Consider the following 18,441-nt stretch of genomic DNA (forward strand, 5'->3'; position numbering starts at 1 on the left):
TTGCTTCTATCAGGGTCAGGCTACCGCAGCGTGGAGCGCATTCCGAGCAACGCGCTGCCGACGCGGACATGTGTCGCGCCGTACCCGATCGCCGTCTCCAGGTCGCCGCTCATCCCGGCGGAGAGCGCGGTGGCCGCCGGATGCCCGGCCCGGAACGCCTCCGCCACCTCGGCCAACCGGGCGAACGCCCGCTCCGGTTCCCAGCCCAACGGCGCCACCGCCATCAGTCCGGCCAGCCGCAGCGCCCCCGACCCGGCCAGCGCCCCGGCCACCGGATCGAGCCCCCGATCGGGGTCGGCAGAGCCCGGCAGCGCGCCCCCTCGGGCCGGGTCACCGTCGATGCTGACCTGCACCAACGTCTCCAGCGGACGGTCCCGTCCGGACTCGGCGGCGGTGGCCAGCGCACGGGCCAACCGGACACTGTCCACGGAGTGCACCACATCGGCGTACCGGACCACCGAGCGGGCCTTGTTGCGTTGCAACTGACCGATGAAGTGCCAGCGGGCGATCACCCCTGCCGCCGCCACCTCGGCCGCCTTCGGCGCGGCCTCCTGGTCCCGGTTCTCCCCCAGGTCGGTGACCCCGAGCCCGGCCAACGCGACCGCGTCGCCGGCCGGGTACGTCTTGGTCACCGCGATCATGGTCACCTCGGCCGGATCCCGGCCGGCAACGGCGCAGGCATCAGCGATCCGGGTACGCACCACGGCCAGCCCGGCCGCCAGTTCGGCGCGTCGGTCCGGACGCAGCGGGGTGGATCGACCGGTCATCGGCGGGGCTGCCCGGTCATCGGCGGGGCGGTCGGTCATCAGCGGGGCTGCTCGGTCATCGGCGGGGCTCAGGAGCCGTTCTTGAGGAAGTCGGGCACGTCGACGTCGTCGAAGAGCACCCGGCGCGGCGACTGCTGCGGCGGCGGCATGGTGGCCGGCGCGGTGACCGCCGGGGCCTGCGGCGTCGGCTGGTTGTGGTTGCTCTTGCGCGGCGACTCGACCGCCTTGTACGCGGGCGTGCCGCCGTCGAAGCCGGCGGCGATCACGGTGACCCGCACCTCGTCGCCGAGCGCGTCGTCGATGACCGCGCCGAAGATGATGTTGGCGTCCGGGTGGGCCGCGTCGGTGACCAGTTGCGCCGCGTCGTTGATCTCGAACAGCCCCAGGTCGGAGCCGCCGGCGATCGAGAGCAACACGCCCCGCGCGCCGTCCATGCTCTGCTCCAGCAGCGGGCTGGAGATGGCCGCCTCGGCCGCCTCGACCGCCCGGTTCTCGCCCCGCGCGCTGCCGATGCCCATCAGCGCGCTGCCCGCCCCGCTCATCACGCTCTTGACGTCGGCGAAGTCCAGGTTGATCAGACCCGGGGTGGTGATCAGGTCGGTGATGCCCTGCACACCGGAGAGCAGCACCTGGTCGGCGGTGCGGAAGGCGTCCATCATGCTGATGCCGCGGTCGCCCAACGCCAGCAGCCGGTCGTTCGGGATGACGATGAGCGTGTCGCACTGGTTGCGCAGTTCGTCTATCCCCGACTCGGCCTGCACCTGGCGGCGCTTGCCCTCGAACGAGAACGGCCGGGTCACCACGCCGATGGTCAGCGCGCCGAGCTTGCGGGCGATGTTGGCCACCACCGGCGCCCCGCCGGTGCCGGTGCCGCCACCCTCACCGCAGGTGACGAAGACCATGTCGGCGCCCTTGAGCACCTCCTCGATCTCGTCGCGGTGGTCCTCGGCGGCGTTCTTGCCGACGTCCGGGTTGGCGCCCGCGCCGAGCCCCCGGGTCAGCTCCCGGCCGACGTCGAGCTTGACGTCGGCGTCACTCATCAACAACGCCTGCGCGTCGGTGTTGATCGCGATGAACTCGACGCCCTTGAGCCCAACCTCGATCATCCGGTTGACGGCGTTGACGCCGCCGCCGCCGATGCCGACGACCTTGATGACCGCCAAGTAGTTGTGCGGAGGTGTCATCTCCGGTCCTTTCCCTTCGAGATTGGCTCGCACCGCCCCGGTACGGCGTGGCCCAGACCGGTGGTCGACGAGCTGTCACCAGCGAGGATCAGAGCTGAACCCTAACCCTCTACTAGAGGCTTACAGTTATGTCAACCACTGATCCTCTTCGGGGCAACGTAAGCGCACCCACGCCGAGAGCCAAGGACCTCCCCGGCGTGTCGCCGCCGGGAGCGTAACGACTCACGTTCGCTGCGGGCCTCACTTGAAGGTCACCACGTCCGGCGCGCTCACGTCGATCGTGTCGGCCTTGCGACCGAGCAGCGCCGTCGCCACCCGCGCCTTGTCCTCGCCCCGGGTCGCGTCGCCCCATACCACCGTCCGCTCGTCGCGCAGGGTCAGCCCGATCCGGGCCAGCCCCTCGACGGTCACCTCGACGAGGACGGCCCGCAGCTGGGGGGTGAGGACGGTCAGCACCTGCAACGCCGCCTGGGTGCCCGAATCGTCCGGCCCCGGGGCGGCCAGCCGCACCACCGGCAGACCCTCCGGGGGACGCGCCACCGTCCGGAACACCACCCCGGTGCGGTCGAGCACCACGAACCGGTCGTCCCGGGGCACCACGGCCACCCCGGTCCGCTCCACCACCGTCACCACCAGGGCGCCCGGCCAGTCCCGGCGGACCGTGGCGCGCTCCACCGGGGCCAGCCCGCCGATCCGCCGGGCCGTCGCGGCCAGGTCCACCCGGGCCAGCGGCACCCCGTCCGGCACCGCCGCCGCGTCGCGCACCTCGACCGGGGTGACCAGCCGAGCCCCCTCCACCCGGACCTCGCGTACCCCGAACAGGCCCGAGCCGAGCACGACCCAGGCCACCAGGCCGGCGAGGGTCAGCGCGCCGGCCACCACCGCCCAGGGCAGGGCGGCCCGCATCCGCCGCTGGCGGGCCCGCGCCATGAACCGCCGGGTGGACGGCGGGACCGCGTCGCTGCCCGCCCGGACGAGCTGCCAGCGCCGTACCGGGCCACGTCGGGAGCCGCCGCCGTCCGCGCCCGCGGTACGGCCCCGGGCCGGCCCCGGACTCATCCGGGGGTGGAGGCCGCGCCGTCCGGGCCGACGACCGGGCCCGGGACGGTCGGGTCGGCAGCGCTCCCGGCCCGTGCGGTGAGCGCGTCGAGCAACTGGTCGCCCAGCAGCGAGATCGGCGGGGCGCCCATGGTCACCACCACGTCACCGGGGCGGCCCCGACGGGCCACCTCCACCGGCGCGTCGTCCCAGGAGTCCACGAAGACCTTGTGCGCGGCGTCCAGCGGCACCGCCGCCAGCAACGCCGCCGATCCCTCGCCCGGCTGGCGCAGCTCACCGGGGCCGAAGACCTCCAGCAGCACCAGTTCGTCGGCGATGCCCAGCGCCGCGGCGATCTCCGCCTGGAGATCGCGGGTGCGGTACAGCCGGTACGGCTGGAAGACCACGATCAGCCGGCCGTCGCCGGCCACCTCGCGCAGCGTCTGCAGGGCCAGGGTCATCGAGGTCGGGTGGTAGGCGTACTCGTCGTAGACCAGCACCCCGTCGGCGACGCCCTTACGCTCGAAGCGTCGGCGCACGCCGGGGAACGCGGCCAGCGCCGCCTCCGCCGCCGCCACCGGCAGCCCGAGCAGGTGGGCGGCGAGCACCGCCGAGGCGCTGTTGAGCCCCATGTGCCGCCCCGGCACCGGCAGCCGGATCTCGCCCAGCGAACGGCCGTCGAGCGCCGCCAGGTACCGCACCCCCTGGGCGGACGAGGCCATCTCGGACAGCCGCAGGTCGGCGTCGGCCGCCTCGCCGTACGTCCAGACCCGACGGCCCTCGGCACGCAGCGTCTCGGCCAGCCGCCGGCTGCCCGGGTCGTCGGCGCAGGTGATGATGAACCCGGCCGGGTCGGTGAGCCGGGCGAACTCCGCGAAGGTCGCCTCCAGGTTCGCCAGGTCGCCGTAGGTGTTCAGGTGGTCGGCCTCGACGTTGGTGATGATCGAGACGTACGGGCGGTAGATCAGGAACGAGCGGTCGCTCTCGTCCGCCTCGACCACGAAGTGCTCGCCGGTGCCGTGGTGCGCGCCCGAGCCCACCTCGGAGATCTCCCCGCCGATCACGAAGGACGGGTCGACGCCGGCCTGCTGGAGCACCATGGTGACCATCGAGGTGGTGGTGGTCTTGCCGTGGGTGCCGGCCACCGCGACGGTGCGCCGGCCGGTCATCGCGGCGGCGAGCGCCTCGGAGCGGTGCAGCACCCGCAGCCCGCGCCGACGCGCCTCGACCATCTCCAGGTGGTCCTGCGGGATGGCCGAGGAGTAGACCACCGTGTCCACCCCGTCGAGGTTGGCCACCTCGTGGCTCATGTGGATGGTGCCGCCCAGCGCCCGCATCCCGGCCAGCGACGGCCACTCGCGCAGCTCGCTGCCGGAGACCGGCAGGCCCCGGGTGAGGAAGAGCCGGGCCAGGCCGCTCATGCCGACCCCGCCCACCCCGATCAGGTGGATCCGGCCCAGATCCTCCGCGGTGAGCGTGCCGGCCGGAGTGAACTGCGCGGTGTTCATGCCAGGCACCTTCCCGTCGCGGTGGTCCGGCTCATCGGGCCACCGCCTCGTAGACGAAGTTCAGCAGGGCCACGTCGCCGTCGCGTCGCCCGTACCCGGCGGCGGCGGCACCCATCGCGTGCAGCCGCTGCGGGTCGCGCAGCAACGGGATCACGGTGCGCTCCAGCCAGGCCGGGGTCAGCTCCGCGTCGTCGACGAGCAGCCCGCCACCGGCCTCCACCACGGGCAGCGCGTTGCGCTTCTGCTCCTGGTTGGAGTGCGGGTACGGCACGTAGATGGTGGGCAGGCCGATGGCGGCCACCTCGGCGCAGGTCATCGCCCCGCCCCGGGCCAGCATCAGGTCGGCGGCGGCGTAGCCCAGCTCCATCTCGGACAGGTAGGGCAGTGCCACGTACGGCACCGGCAGGTCACTGGGGATCGGCACCGGCTCGTTGCGGGCGCCCATCACGTGCAGCACCTGCACGCCGTTGCGGGCCAGCTCCTTGGCCGCGCCGGAGACCGCCAGGTTGATCGACCGGGCACCCTGCGAGCCACCGGCGACGAAGAGCACCGGCAGGTCGGGGCGGAGCCCGAAGTGGGCGCGGGCGGCGGCGCGCACGGTGTTGCGGTCCAGCCCGGCGATGCCCCGGCGCAGCGGCACGCCGACCACCCGGGCGTCGCGCAGCGCCTCGGACTGGGCCGGCTGGTGCGGGAAGCCGACCGCGAGGTTCCTGGTGAACTTCATGCCGAGCCGGTTGGCCACCCCCGGCGGGACGTTCACCTCGTGGATGACGATCGGCATCTCGCGCCGCCAGGCGGCGAGGTAGCCGGGCACCGAGACGTACCCGCCGAAGCCGACGACCACGTCGGCGGCGACCTCGTCGATCACCTTGCCGGCGGCGCGGGCCGCCTTCCACATCCGGTCGGGGGTACGCATCAGGCCCAGGTTGACCGAGCGGGGCAGTTGGTAGGCCGGGATCTGCCGCAGGTCGTAGCCGGCCGGCGGGATCAGCTCGTTCTCCAGCCCCTTGGGTGTGCCGAGGCAGGTGATCCGGACGCCCGGGTCGTGTCGGCGCAGGCAGTCGGCGAAGGCGAGCAGCGGGTAGATGTGCCCACCGGTGCCCCCTCCACAGAGCACCACCGAACGCAGCGGACCCATCAGCGTCTCCTCTCGCTCGCCGACCCGCCCCGGGTCCGGTCCTGCCGGACGCCGCGCGGTACGGCCTGTTCGTCGGGTCGCCGCCCGCGCGCCCGGGGTACGGACCCCGGGGCAGCCGGTGGCGACGCCGGTCGGCTCCGCGCACCGGGAAGCGGCGGCAACGGGGCCCAGACTAGTCGGACCCATCGGGCGGGCGGACGGGCATGCAGGGCTCGGGCCGCGTCGGGTTCGGCACGGGCGAACGAGGCGAGCATGCCGACCGCCGCCAGGGTGACGACCAGGGCGCTGCCCCCGTCGGAGATGAACGGCAGCGGCACCCCGGTCAGCGGCAGCAGCTTGGTCACCCCACCGATGTTGATCACCGCTTGGCCGACCAGCCAGGCGGTGACGGCGGTGGCGGCGAGCCGGCGGAACGGGTCGGCGACCCGCCGGGCGATCCGCAGGCCGGTGTAGGCCAGCACGGCGAAGAGCACCAGGATGACGGTGCAGCCGACCACGCCCAACTCCTCGGCGATGACGGCGAAGATGAAGTCGTTGTGGGCCTCCGGCAGCCAGCCGAACTTGATGCTGCTCTTGCCCAGCCCGACGCCGAACCAGCCGCCGTGCTCGATGGCGTTGCGGGCCTGGACCATCTGCCAGCAGCCCTCCAGCCCCTGCTCGACGCAGACCTTGGGGTCGGGAGTGTCGAGGAACGAGGTGAGCCGGGCCAGCCGGTAGTTCTCCTGGCCGCGTGCCCCGGAGCCGGCACCGAGCGAGGCCACCGCGATCAGCAGGCCGATGCCGACCAGGCCGACCGCGGAGAGGGCGGCGAAGACCCGCAGCCGCACCCCGGCCGCCCAGAGCAGGCCGACCACGATGGCCAGCAGGCAGAGCATGCTGCCCAGGTCGTTGTAGCCGACCAGCACGAACAGCAGGCCGACCACCGGGAAGAGCGGGGTGGCCAGTTCCTTCCACCAGCCCAGCGCGGCCCCCTTGCGGGCCACCACGTGCGCGCCCCAGAGCACCAGTGCCAGCTTGGTCAGCTCGGCGGGCTGCACCTGGATCGGCCCGAGGTAGAGCCAGAGCAGGTGGGCCCGCAGCGGCCCCAGGGACGTCAGCCCGAACAGCGCGTCCAGGGCCACCAGCAGGTTGAGCACCAGCAGCAGCACCACGGCGACGCCGAGCATCGGTCGGCCCAGCGAGCGGAAGGTGCTGGCCGGCAGCCGCTGGCAGGCCCAGAACGCGACGATGCCGATCACCGCGAAGATCGCCTGCTTGGTCACCGAGGCGGCGGCGTCGCCCGCCTCGGCGTAGTCCCGCACGCTGGTGGCGGAGAAGACCATGGTCAGGCCGATCAGCAGCAGCAGGCCGGCGCTGGACAGCAGCAGGTAGTAGGAGGCCAGCGGGCGGGCCAGCAGGCCGCGCAGCGCCGCCAGGCCGCCGGCCGGGTCCAGCCCGGCCAGCGCCGCCGGCGGATCGGCGGTACGCCCCGCGCCCGCGACCCGCCGCGGCTGGGTCTCCGTCGTCGTACCGCTGGTCGTGCCTCGGTCCTCCCCCACCTGCCCATCATCGCCGCTGCGGGCGGCCCGTTCCTGCCGTTCGTCCCGGTCGGCGTGTCGAAATGCGGAACAGGGGCCCCTCCGGTAGGAGGAACCCCCGTCCGTGGTCGGGGCGCGGCGGCCGGCGCGGAACGCCGGTCAGCCCATGCTGGCCAGGAAGTCGCTGTAGAAGAGGCCGAGCGCGATGGCCACGCCGATGCCCGCGATGATCCAGAACCGGACCACGATGTTGACCTCGCTCCAGCCGGCCAGCTCGAAGTGGTGCTGGAGCGGGGACATCCGGAACACCCGCTTGCCGGTGGTCCGGAACGAGATGATCTGGATCACCACGGACATCGTGATGATCACGAAGAGGCCGCCGAGGATGGGCAGCAGCAGCACCGTCCGGGTGGACATCGCCATCCCGGCGATCAGCCCGCCGAGGCCCAGCGCGCCGGTGTCGCCCATGAAGATCCGGGCCGGCGAGGTGTTCCACCACAGGAAGCCCACGCAGGCCCCGGCCGCCGCCCCGGCGATCAACGCGATCTCCAGCGGATCCCGGACGGCGTAGCAGTAGTTGTTCGGGTTGGCGGTGTACGTCGGGTCGGCGCACCAGTGCCGGTACTGCCAGAACGCGATGAGCGCGTAAGCGGCCAGCACCATCACCGACGCGCCGGTGGCCAGCCCGTCCAGGCCGTCGGTCAGGTTGACCCCGTTGGTGGCCGCCATCACCACCATGATGATCACGATCACCGAGGCGATCTTGCCGATCTCAAAAGCCGGGATGTCCCGGATGAAGCTCAGCGTGGTGCTGCCCACGGTCTCGGTGTTGGTCGTCGCGCCACTGGCGTCGGTCATGCTGCTCGGGAAGTAGAGCGCGACCACCCCGAAGATCGCACCGACCAGGATCTGCCCGAACAGCTTGCCGCGCTTGTTCAGCCCGCCGCTGTGCCGCTTGCGCACCTTGAGGAAGTCGTCGATGAAGCCGACCGCCCCGGAGAAGACCATCAGCCCCAGCAGCACCAGCGCGGTGATGGTCGGCTCGACCTGGGCGATCTGCGCGTCCGGCAGGGTGGTCAGGGCGAGGTGGCCGGCGACGTACGCGATGACCGTGGCCAGGATGAAGACCACGCCGCCCATCGTCGGCGTGCCCTTCTTGCCCTCGTTGCTGGCGAGCCCGAGGTTCGATCGGATCGGCTGGCCGGCCTTGAGCCGGGCGAACACCCTGATCGCCAGCGGGGTGGCCAGCAACGACACCAGGAACGCCACGCCGATGGCGACGATGACCGCCCTCACGCGGCACCCCCCGCGCCGGCCCCGTCACCCTGGGCGTCGACACGCAGCGCGTCGGCCACCTCCCAGGTGCGGTACCGGGAGCCCTTCACCAGGACGACGTCGCCCGGTCGTAGCTCGCTACGCAGCACCTCGATGGCCGCCGCCTGATCGGTGAGCAGCACCGACCCTCCTCCCCAGTCACTTACCGCTGTCGCGCCCTCGTGGATCGGCGCGGCCGGCTCGCCCACCACGAGCAGCCGGTCGACACCGAGTTCGGCCGCGAGCCGGCCGACCTCCCGGTGCCCCTCGTCCTCGTACTCGCCCAGCTCGGCCATGTAGCCCAGCGCGGCGAACGTCCGTCCACCCCGGTGCATGCCGGCCAACGCGCGCAGCGCCACCGCCGTCGACGCCGGGTTGGCGTTGTACGAGTCGTCGATCACGGTCACCCCGTCGGGACGCGTGAAGACGTCCATCCGGCGGGTGGAGACCAGTCCCAGGTCGCCCAGGGCCACCGCCAGCTCCCCGAGCGGCATGCCCAGCTCACGGGCGACCGCCGCCGCAGCGAGCGAGTTGGAGACCTGGTGCCGGCCGGTCAGGCCGAGCCGCACCGGGGCGGTCCCCTCCGGGGTCACCAGGGTGTACGCCGGCCGACCCAGACCGTCCAGGGTCACGTCCACCGCGCGGACGTCGGCGGTCTCCGCCTCGCCGTAGCGGACCACCCGGGCGACGGTCCGGGACGCCATCGCGGCGACCAGCGGGTCGTCGGCGTTGAGCACGGCCAGCCCGTCGGCCGGCAACGCCTCCACCAGCTCCCCCTTGGCCAGGGCGATGTTCTCCACCGAGCCGAACTCACCCAGGTGCGCCACCCCGACGTTGAGCACCACCGAGATCCGCGGCGGCACCACGTCGCACAGGTAGCGGACGTGCCCGACGCCCCGGGCGCCCTTCTCCATCACCAGGTAACGGGTCTGCCCGGTGGCCTGCAACGCGGTGTACGGGTGGCCCAGCTCGTTGTTGAACGACCCCGGCGGGGCCACCGTCGGGCCGAGCCGGACGGCGAGCTGGGCGATCAGGTCCTTGGTGGTGGTCTTGCCCGACGAGCCGGTCAGCCCGATCACGGCGAGTCCGGGCAGCCGGTCCACCACGGCGCGGGCCAGCCGGCCCAGCGCGGCCAGCGCGTCGTCCACCAGCACCATCGGCACCCCGGGCAGTTCCCGGGTGCCGAGCACCGCCACCGCACCGGCGGCGACCGCACCGGCGGCGTAGTCGTGCCCGTCGACCCGCTCACCGGGGAAGGCGACGAAGAGCGCCCCGTCGGTGACCTTGCGGGAGTCGAACTCGACCGGGCCGGTGACCCGGACGTCCGGGTCTGCGGCGCGCAGTCGGCCGCCGACCGCCGAGGCGACCTCGGCCAGGCTCAGCGGGATCACCGCTGACCCGCCAGGTCGCCGAACCGGACGCGCAGCGCCTCCGCCAGCTCGGTGCGGTCGTCGAAGGGGTGCATCTCGCCGGCGATCTCCTGACCGCGTTCGTGCCCCTTGCCGAGCAGCGCCACCACGTCACCCGGCTCGGCCAGCCGGACCGCCTCGGCGATCGCCTCCCGGCGGCCCGGCACCTCGATGATCCGGGCGGCGACGGCGACGCCGTACGCACCGGCCAGCACCTCGGCCCGGATCGCCGCCGGGTCCTCGGTACGCGGGTTGTCGTCGGTCACCAGCACCACGTCGGCGCCCCGGGCGGCGGCGGCGCCCATCGCCGGGCGCTTGCCCCGGTCCCGGTCGCCACCGGCGCCGATGACGCAGATCACCCGCCCGGTTCCCGAGTCGCGCAGCGCGGCCAGCGCGGCCACCACGGCGTCGGTCTTGTGCGCGTAGTCGACCACGCCGCGCACCGGCGCATCCCCGCTGACCAGTTCCAGCCGGCCGGGCACACCGCCGCAGGCGGCCACCCCGGCGGCGGCGGTCACCGGGTCGACCCCGGCGGCGACCAGGCTGGCGATCGCCAGCAGCGCGTTCGCCACGTTGTGCCGGCCGGGCAGCGCCACCCCGGCGGGCAGGACGAGGTCGTCCGGACCGTGCGCGGTGAAGCGCTGGGCGTAGCCCACGCCGCCGACCCGGTCGGCCCACCAGGTGGCGGTCGGGTCACCGGCCGCCGAGTAGCTGACCGTGGCCGGCCGGAACAGCGGGCGCAGCCCCGGATCGTCGTGGTTGAGCACCTCGACCCGGCAGCGCCCGTCGAAGAGCTTCGCCTTGGCCGCGAAGTAGTCCGCCGAGTCGGTGTGGAAGTCGAGGTGGTCGGAGCCGAAGTTGGTGTAGCCGCCGACGGTGAACCGGACCCCGCCGACCCGCCCCATCGCCAGGGCGTGGCTGGACACCTCCATGACCACGGCGGTCACCCCGCGCTCCCGGGCGGCGGCGAGCAGGGCGTGCAGGTCGGTGGCCTCCGGGGTGGTCCGGACGCTGTCGATCACCAGGTCGCCCAGCCGGGTCTCCACCGTGCCGATCAGGCCGGTGACGTGGCCGGCGGCCCGCAGCCCGGACTCGATCAGGTACGCGGTGGAGGTCTTGCCGGCGGTGCCGGTCACCCCGATCACGGTCAGCCCGTCGGTCGGGTCGCCGTAGACCGCGGCGGCCAGCTCACCCAGGACGGCCCGGGGATCGGGCGTCACCAGGACGGGCAGCCCCGTCGCGCCGGCCATGGCGGCACCGGCCGGGTCGGTCAGCACGGCCACCGCGCCGGCCGTGGCGGCACCGGCGGCGAACTCCGCGCCGTGTCGGCGGGCGCCGGGCAGCGCGGCGTACAGGTCGCCGGGGCGGACCTCCTGGCTGGCGTGGGTCACCCCGGTCACGGTCACCTCGGCGGCGCCGGCCGGCGGCGCTACGGCGAGCCGGTCGGCGAGGTCGCCGAGCCGGACTCCGGGCACGGTACGGGGGCGTGGATTGCCGGGCACGGCGTCAGACCCTACCCGGTCGTCCGGTTCCGGCCGCACAGCCGCCCCGGTGGTTCGTCGGCACTCACCGATGATGTCCCGCCGTTCCCGGTCAGCGCGGAAAGACCTCGAAGTTGGGGGATTTCCCGCTCGATGGCGGGACCCGGTAGTGACGCAGGGTGAAGCCCATCAGCTCGCGGAACGCCGGTGCGACGACCGCGCCGCCACCGCCCTCGGGGTTCCACACGAAGACCGCCACCACGTACCGGGGCGCCTCCGCCGGGGCCATCCCGATGAACGAGGCCACCTCGCCCGGTTGCTGCTTGCCGTCGACGTACCGCAGGCCGGTGCCGGTCTTGCCGGCGACCCGGTAGCCGGGCACCGCGGCGGCCAGGCCGGTCGCGCCGTCGACGGTGGTGACCGCCTCCAGCAGGGTACGCAGCGCGGCGGCGTTCTGCGGGCTGAGCACCGAGCGGGTGACCGGGGCGGCGGACGGGGTGCGCTTGCCGTCCGCCCCGACCACCTCCTTGATCAGGTGCGGCTGCACGTAGGTGCCGTCGTTGGCGATGGTGGCGTACGCGGCGGCCATCTGCAGCGGGGTGGCGTCGACGCTGTGCCCGATCGGCACCGACCCCTCCGACGAGCCGCTCCACTGGTCGGCCGGGAGCAGCCGCCCGGACGCCTCACCGGGCATCCCCTCGCCGGTGGGCTGCCCCAGCCCGAACCGCTTCTGGTAGTCGATCAGCCGGTCCCGGCCGAGCCGGTCACCGATCTCGATGGTGCCGACGTTGGACGAGTACGCCAGCATCCCGGCCACGCTCAGCTTCTTGCCCTCGGCCGGGTGGGTGTCGCGGAAGGTGACGTCGCCCTTGGTGATGGTGTTCGCGACCGGCCAGGCGCTGTCCGGCGTGATGACGCCCTCCTGCAACGCCGCGCCGTAGGTGATCGCCTTGTGCACCGAGCCCGGGTCGACCACGAAGCTGGTGGCCACGTCCTCCCGGTCGGTGGGCTGGCTCTGCTCGGGGGTGGCCGCGTTGTAGGTCGGACTGCTGGCCTGGGCCAGCACGTCGCCGTTCTTGGCGTCCATCACCACCGCCGTGCCGATCCCGCCCCGGATCTGCGCCATCTGCCGGCGGAGCACCTGCTGCGCCTGGAACTGGAGATCCTGTTCGAGGGTGAGCACCAGCGAGCTGCCCGGTTTGGGTTCGGTGGTCTGGCTGTAGCCGCCGGGGATCGGCGCGTTGAGGTCACCCACGCCGGCCTCGTAGACCCGCCGGCCGTCCTGGCCGCGCAACACGTCGTCGTAGCGGGCCTCCAGCCCCTCCAGGCCGTCCATGTCCGGGCTGGTGAAGCCGACCAGGTTGGCGGCCAGGTCACCGCCGGGCACCTCGCGGCGCTCGTCGCGGTGGGTGCCGATGCCGGCGAGCTCGAGCGCCTCGATCTGCTTGGCCTTCGCGATGTCGACGCCCCGGGCCAGGTACCGGAACTGGAGCTCGCCCTGCCGCTTCATCTTCTCGGCCAGTTCGGAGACCGGGATGCCGAGCAGCGGCGAGAGCGCCTTCGCGGTCGCCGTCCGGTCCTTCACCAGGGTCGGGTCGGCGAAGACGTACCGCGCCTCGACGCTGCGGGCCAACGGTGCGCCGTTACGGTCCTCGATCGACCCGCGCGGGGCCAGCAGGTCGATCCGGGTGAGCCGATCGCTGACGCCACCCCCGGCGTACGCCGGGGTGTCCACGGCCTGGAGGACGACCAGCCGGATGCCGATGACGGCGAAGATCGCCAGCACGAGCACGGTGCCCAGCCGGAGCCGGCGACGCGGTTCGGCGAGCTTCGGCGGGCGGCGCGGCTTGCGCACCGGCCGCCGACCGGCCGGCCGGTCGGTACGGCGGGGCGCCTCGGTGCGGCGTGGGCTGCCGCGGCCGGGCGTGTCGGTCCGGCGCGGGCCGGCGCGGCCGGGCCGCCGCCGCGGCGCGGGCGGTTCGGCGAACTCGTCGTCGTCATCGGGGGCGGCGCGCGGCGGCACGGTCCGGATGACGCCGGTGCGAGCGGTCGGGGCGACCTCCCGGCGACCGGCCCGGTTGGCGGCGGCCCGGCCGCCGTCGAGCACCTGGAGGGCGGGCCGGAACGGGTCGCCGGAACGGCCGGCGCGCGGAGTACGCCGCTGCCCGCCCCGTTCCTCGCTGCTCTCCCGGATGGTCCGGCCCCGAGGGGTGTACGCCCGCGCGTCGGAGATCCCCCCGACGTCCCCGGTCCGCGACTCCCCCGTCCGTGGTTCGCCGGCCCTTGGTTGCCCGGCCCGTGGTTCGCCGCCCCGGGCGGCCCCACCACGAACCGCACCGCGCCGGGAGCCTGTGGCGTCCCGACGCGGTTCGTCCGATCTCGGCGGCACGGGTGCTACCCCCCGTTGCCCTGCTGGCTGGTGATCGCCGGCTGCCCGTCGGCCGGCTGCGGCACGCCGATCAGCCGGCCGTCCGGGAGCCGGATGTACGCCGGTTCGCCCGCCTCCACCAGACCCAGCTTGCGGGCCTCGGCGGTCAGGTTGCCCGGCTCCTTCGCCTCCTCGATCTGCTTCTCCAACTGCTGCTGGTCGACGTCGAGGCGGGCCTGCTGCTGCTGGAGCTGCTGGAGCTTGAAGGCGTTCTCGTTGATCTTGGTGTTGACCGCGAGGATGCCCAGCACCCCGCCGACCACCAGCACCACGATCAGCGCCGCGAACGGCGCGCGGGGCACCCGGACCGGCGGCGGCGGCGCCACCCGCAGCCGGGGCGACCCGGCGGTGGCGGCGGTCCGGGTGGCCGGCTGCTCCGCCGGCCGCAGCGCGGCGCTGCCCTGGGTGGGGAACTCGCGCGCCCCCCGGCCTGCCGTGCCCTGTCGACCGGCGAGGTCCGCCGGAGTCGCGGTACGGGTGGAGCGCTGCGCCGTGGTCCGGCCCCCCGACCGCGGTGCGCGCTGCCCGACGACCGCGTCGCGGCCGTCACGCTTGTTGACGTTCATGTCCCCTCCCCCTGTTCGTCCGTCCTGCCGTCCCCCGGGGTCGGCCCCTGGTCCACTGTGGAGCCAGGTGTCGACCCCGCCCCTGGTTGGTGCATCGCCCTGACCCGTCGGCGGGACCGTTCGCGGTCGGTCCGCCCCTGGTGCCCGGTGGCCGGGTCGAGGCGCTCCGCGGCCCGCAGCCGCACGGATGCGGCCCGCGGGTTCGCGGTGACCTCGGCTTCCCCGGCGAGCTCGGCGCCCCGGCTCAGCAGCCGGAACGTCGGACCCGACCCGGGCAGTTCCACCGGGAGGTCGACCGGGCCCTTACTGCGGACCCGGTCGGCGAGCGCCTGCTTGGTGAGCCGGTCCTCCAACGAGTGGTAGGACAGGACCACCATGCGACCACCCACGTCGAGCTTGTCGAGGGCAGCCGGCAGCGCCGTCTCCAGCACTGCCAGTTCCCTGTTTACCTCGATGCGTAAAGCCTGAAACGTTCTCTTGGCCGGGTGTCCCCCGGTTCGTCGCGCTGGTGCCGGAATGCTCTCCCTGACCAGCTCGGCGAGCCGGGCCGAGGAGGTGATCCGGCCACGCTCCCGCTCCCGGAGGATCGCCGAGGCGATCCGGCCGGCGAACTTCTCCTCGCCGTAGACCCGCAGCACCCGGGCCAGATCCGGATGGGAGTAACTGTTGACCACCTCCTCGGCGGTCACCCCCCGGGTCTGGTCCATCCGCATGTCCAGCGGCGCATCCTGGGCATAGGCGAACCCGCGGTCGGGCGCGTCGAGCTGCAACGAGGAGACGCCCAGATCGAACAGCACCCCGTCGATGCCCGGATAGCCCAGCCGCTGCACCACCTCGGGCAGCTCGTCGTAGACGGCGTGCTCCAGGTGGACCCGGTCGGCGAACCTGGCCAACCGGACCCGGGCGTGCGCCAGGGCCTCGGTGTCCCGGTCCAGGCCGATCAGCACCGTGCGCGGATGCCGTTCCAGCACCGCCTCGGCGTGCCCGGCCAGACCCAGCGTGGCGTCGACGTGGACCGTTCGGTCACCCCGGTCCAGCGCGGGGGCCAGCAGCTCGAGACACCGCTCGAGCAACACCGGCACGTGCGTGCCGCGTAGCTCCCCCATGTCGACCCCCACTGTGGAATAAGTCTTTTCGTGTCGCGCCCTGCCCGTCGGACGACGCCGTGCCGTCGTACCGCCAGATCCCCATCCGCTCCCGCCCCGGCTCCGGGCCACCGACCCGGAACGGAGATCGTGCCCCTGGCACCGGGGAAGGGGCGCCAGGAACTCGAAAGCGGCTGGAGATCTCGCAGTACGTCGGGCGTCGCCACGCCCTACAGACCGCCGGGCAGCACCCCCTCCTCGATGTCGGCGAAGTCGTCTTCGCTGTCGGCGAGGTAGCTCTCCCAGGCCGCCCTGTCCCAGATCTCCACCCGGGTGGACGCCCCGATCACCACCAGATCCCGGTCGAGCGCGGCGTAGGACCGCAGGTGGGCCGGGATGGTGACCCGGCCCTGCTTGTCGGGGACCTCGTCGTGCGCGCTGGCGAAGAAGACCCGGCTGTAGGCCCGGGCCGCCTTGTTCGTCATCGGCTGCGCGCGCAACTGGTCGGCGATCCGCTGGAACTCGGGCGTGGGGAAGACGTAGAGACAGCGATCCTGTCCTTTGGTGATCACTACACCCCCCGCCAGTTCGTCCCGGAACTTGGCCGGAAGGATCAATCGGCCCTTTTCGTCCAGGCGCGGAGTGTGGGTGCCGAGAAACATCGGCCCAACCCCCTCGCCCTGAGCGGCGTTCGCGGCGCCGCTGACCCCCTGGGCCGGTGGGCCCTCCCGGCCTCACCAATGCGCCCCACTCTACTCCACTTCCCTCCACCTGCAACCAGAATCGCCCGCCCGGCGCGTCGCCGTCGCGGATAAAGCCGCACGTCAGAGCCGGTGGAGCGAAGTGGAGGGCAGAGCGCCCCCGCGCCGCGTCCACTACCCGACATTGATCGACTCCGTCCGGTGGAGCGCCCGCCGACCGGACGCCCCGTCCACCCCGACCGAACGGTTCGCCGTCGGCGGCGATCTGGCGGGCGCGGGGGTCCGGTAACCTCGCTCGGGTGACGGACGCGAAGATGCCCCTGCGGGCGAAGGTGGCAAGCTCGGTGTCGCGGACCGCCGCGGCGCTGTCGCGCGCCGCCGGCCGGGGCGACGGCTCGGTGATCGGCGGTTGGATCGGGCTGAAGATCGACCCGGACCTGCTGGCCCACCTCTCGGCCGGACGCGCCATCGCGCTGATCTCCGGCACCAACGGCAAGACCACCACCACCCGGCTCAGCGCCGCCGCCGTCGGCGTGCTCGGCCGGGTCGCCACCAACTCCTTCGGCGCCAACATGCCCTCCGGGCACACCTCCGCGCTGGCCAAGGCCGGCAGCACCCCGTACGCGGTGCTGGAGGTCGACGAGCACTACCTCGCGCAGGTGTTGGAGGCCACCGAGCCGCACGTGGTGGCCCTGCTCAACCTCTCCCGCGACCAGCTCGACCGGGCCAAGGAGGTCGCCATGATGGCGCAGCTCTGGCGGGCCGCGCTGGTCCGGCACACCGACGTGCGGGTGGTGGCCAACGCCGACGACCCGATGGTGGTCTGGGCGGCCACCCCACCGGCCGACCCCGTGCAGGGCATCCGCCCGCCCCACGTCACCTGGTTCAGCGCCGGCCAGCGCTGGCACGACGACTCCTGGGTCTGCCCGGAGTGCGGCTCCACCATCCAGCGCTCCGGCGGGCAGTGGTGGTGCACCGGCTGCCCGCTGCGCCGCCCGGAGGCGCAGTGGACGGTGGAGGACGACGGCGTGCTCGACCCCGCCGGGGCCTGGCACAAGGTGACCCTCCAGCTCCCCGGCAAGGTCAACCTCGGCAACGCGGCCACCGCCCTCGCCGTCGCCGCCGAGTTCGGGGTACGTCCCGTTGACGCCGTCTCCCGGCTGCACACGGTGACCTCGGTCGCCGGCCGGTACGCCCAGGTCGACCGGGACGGCCGCAACATCCGGCTGCTGCTGGCCAAGAACCCGGCCAGCTGGCTGGAGGCGTTCGACATGGCCGACGAGGCGCCCACCCTGCTCTCCATCAACGCCCGCGACCCCGACGGGCTGGACACCTCCTGGCTCTTCGACGTCGACTTCGCCCCGCTGCGCGGCCGGCAGGTGCTGATCACCGGTGACCGGGCGTACGACCTGGCGGTCCGGCTCGACGTCAACGGCGTGCCGTTCCAGCACGTCCGGGCATTCGGCGAGGCGGTCCGGGCGGTCCCGCCGGGCCGACTGGAGGTCATCGCGAACTACACCGCCTTTCAGGACATCCGAGCGGAGTTGGACCGTGTCAACTGAGAGCCTGCGTATCGTCTGGATCTACCCCGACCTGCTCTCCACCTACGGGGACCGGGGCAACCTGCTGATCCTGGCCCGGCGGGCGCAGCAGCGCGGGATGCCGGTCGAGGTGCTGGAGGTCCGCTCCGACCAGCGGTTGCCCGCCACCGCCGACATCTACCTGCTCGGCGGCGGCGAGGACGGCCCGCAGGCGCTCGGCGCGCAGCGGTTGCTCGCCGACGGCGGCCTGCACCGGGCCGTCGCCCAGGGCTCGGTGGTCTTCGGCGTCTGCGCCGGCTACCAACTCCTCGGCACCTCCTTCTTCGCCAAGGGCACCCGGTGCGCCGGGCTGGAACTGCTCGACTTCTCCTCCGACCGCGGTCCCACCCGGGCGGTCGGCGAACTGGCCGGTGAGATCGACCCGAGGCTGGGCGTACCGGCGCTGTCCGGATTCGAGAACCACGGCGGCCGGACCCACCTCGGCCCCGGCGTGTCGCCGCTGGCCCGGGTCAGCGCCGGGGTCGGCAACGACGGTGTCACCGAGGGCGCCTGGCGGGGCAAGCTGCTGGGCACCTACTCGCACGGGCCGGCGCTGGCCCGCAACCCGGCCCTGGCCGACCTGCTGCTGCGCTGGGCCACCGGCGCGCACCAGCTGCCGCCGCTGGACGACACCTGGGCCGACCGGCTCCGCACCGAGCGCCGCGCCGCGGTGGCCGCCGCCGCCCGCCCATGATCCCCGCCGCCGGCCCGTGATCCCGGCCGGG

Annotated in this window: 15 protein-coding genes; 2 read left to right on the plus strand and 13 right to left on the minus strand. The window is 73.6% G+C overall.

From position 1 onward, the window contains the following. Window positions 1–20: 20 nt before the first annotated feature. The 13 genes from ACIG87_RS08540 to mraZ all read right to left on the minus strand — a co-directional run bounded on the left by ACIG87_RS08540 (window position 21) and on the right by mraZ (window position 16,097). On the minus strand, window positions 21–767 hold the full coding sequence (locus ACIG87_RS08540) for a YggS family pyridoxal phosphate-dependent enzyme (protein WP_396849702.1): 747 nt from the start codon (window positions 765–767) through the stop codon (window positions 21–23). Between the two features lie 68 nt (window positions 768–835). Further along, window positions 836–1,951 carry a cell division protein FtsZ gene (ftsZ, locus tag ACIG87_RS08545; protein WP_396849426.1) on the minus strand — a complete coding sequence of 372 codons (1,116 nt, stop codon included), beginning with the start codon at window positions 1,949–1,951 and terminating at the stop codon, window positions 836–838. Window positions 1,952–2,191: 240 nt separating this feature from the next. Further along, window positions 2,192–3,010: a cell division protein FtsQ/DivIB gene (locus ACIG87_RS08550; RefSeq protein WP_396849428.1), complete on the minus strand. Its 819-nt coding sequence runs from the start codon at window positions 3,008–3,010 to the stop codon at window positions 2,192–2,194. Continuing rightward, window positions 3,007–4,497: a UDP-N-acetylmuramate--L-alanine ligase gene (gene murC / locus ACIG87_RS08555; protein WP_396849430.1), complete on the minus strand. Its 1,491-nt coding sequence runs from the start codon at window positions 4,495–4,497 to the stop codon at window positions 3,007–3,009. Before murC ends, ACIG87_RS08550 begins: the two co-directional genes overlap by 4 nt. 31 nt (window positions 4,498–4,528) lie before the next feature. Next, a complete protein-coding gene (murG, locus tag ACIG87_RS08560; RefSeq protein ID WP_396849431.1) occupies window positions 4,529–5,635 on the minus strand; it encodes an undecaprenyldiphospho-muramoylpentapeptide beta-N-acetylglucosaminyltransferase in 1,107 nt (368 codons plus the stop codon). Beyond that, window positions 5,635–7,050, minus strand: coding sequence for an FtsW/RodA/SpoVE family cell cycle protein (locus ACIG87_RS08565; RefSeq protein WP_396849703.1), 1,416 nt, complete (start codon window positions 7,048–7,050; stop codon window positions 5,635–5,637). The genes murG and ACIG87_RS08565 overlap by 1 nt, the downstream gene beginning before the upstream one ends. A gap of 261 nt (window positions 7,051–7,311) precedes the next feature. Next, the gene (mraY, locus tag ACIG87_RS08570; protein WP_396849433.1) at window positions 7,312–8,448 is read right to left on the minus strand and encodes a phospho-N-acetylmuramoyl-pentapeptide-transferase; all 1,137 of its coding nucleotides are present in this window, start codon (window positions 8,446–8,448) and stop codon (window positions 7,312–7,314) included. After that, entirely contained in the window at window positions 8,445–9,857 is a 1,413-nt protein-coding gene (gene murF / locus ACIG87_RS08575; RefSeq protein WP_396849434.1) for a UDP-N-acetylmuramoyl-tripeptide--D-alanyl-D-alanine ligase, read from the minus strand. The genes mraY and murF overlap by 4 nt, the downstream gene beginning before the upstream one ends. After that, window positions 9,854–11,416, minus strand: coding sequence for a UDP-N-acetylmuramoyl-L-alanyl-D-glutamate--2,6-diaminopimelate ligase (locus ACIG87_RS08580; protein ID WP_396849435.1), 1,563 nt, complete (start codon window positions 11,414–11,416; stop codon window positions 9,854–9,856). The genes murF and ACIG87_RS08580 overlap by 4 nt, the downstream gene beginning before the upstream one ends. A 52-nt stretch (window positions 11,417–11,468) precedes the next feature. Then, complete coding sequence (locus ACIG87_RS08585; RefSeq protein WP_396849437.1) at window positions 11,469–13,745, minus strand: peptidoglycan D,D-transpeptidase FtsI family protein; 2,277 nt, start codon at window positions 13,743–13,745, stop codon at window positions 11,469–11,471. Between the two features lie 5 nt (window positions 13,746–13,750). After that, window positions 13,751–14,350 carry a hypothetical protein gene (locus ACIG87_RS08590; RefSeq protein ID WP_396849439.1) on the minus strand — a complete coding sequence of 200 codons (600 nt, stop codon included), beginning with the start codon at window positions 14,348–14,350 and terminating at the stop codon, window positions 13,751–13,753. Further along, a complete protein-coding gene (gene rsmH / locus ACIG87_RS08595; protein WP_396849440.1) occupies window positions 14,347–15,456 on the minus strand; it encodes a 16S rRNA (cytosine(1402)-N(4))-methyltransferase RsmH in 1,110 nt (369 codons plus the stop codon). The genes ACIG87_RS08590 and rsmH overlap by 4 nt, the downstream gene beginning before the upstream one ends. Window positions 15,457–15,665: 209 nt before the next feature. Further along, window positions 15,666–16,097 carry a division/cell wall cluster transcriptional repressor MraZ gene (gene mraZ, locus ACIG87_RS08600; protein ID WP_396849442.1) on the minus strand — a complete coding sequence of 144 codons (432 nt, stop codon included), beginning with the start codon at window positions 16,095–16,097 and terminating at the stop codon, window positions 15,666–15,668. Between the two features lie 353 nt (window positions 16,098–16,450). Here mraZ and ACIG87_RS08605 point away from each other — a divergent pair, with 353 nt between their 5' ends. Together ACIG87_RS08605 and ACIG87_RS08610 are read left to right on the plus strand one after the other, a co-directional pair. Then, a complete protein-coding gene (locus tag ACIG87_RS08605; protein ID WP_396849705.1) occupies window positions 16,451–17,698 on the plus strand; it encodes a MurT ligase domain-containing protein in 1,248 nt (415 codons plus the stop codon). Beyond that, on the plus strand, window positions 17,688–18,410 hold the full coding sequence (locus ACIG87_RS08610; protein ID WP_396849444.1) for a type 1 glutamine amidotransferase: 723 nt from the start codon (window positions 17,688–17,690) through the stop codon (window positions 18,408–18,410). The genes ACIG87_RS08605 and ACIG87_RS08610 overlap by 11 nt, the downstream gene beginning before the upstream one ends. Window positions 18,411–18,441: the final 31 nt, after the last annotated feature.

The sequence above is a fragment of the Micromonospora sp. NPDC051925 genome, from assembly GCF_044548625.1.
Classification (GTDB): domain Bacteria; phylum Actinomycetota; class Actinomycetes; order Mycobacteriales; family Micromonosporaceae; genus Micromonospora.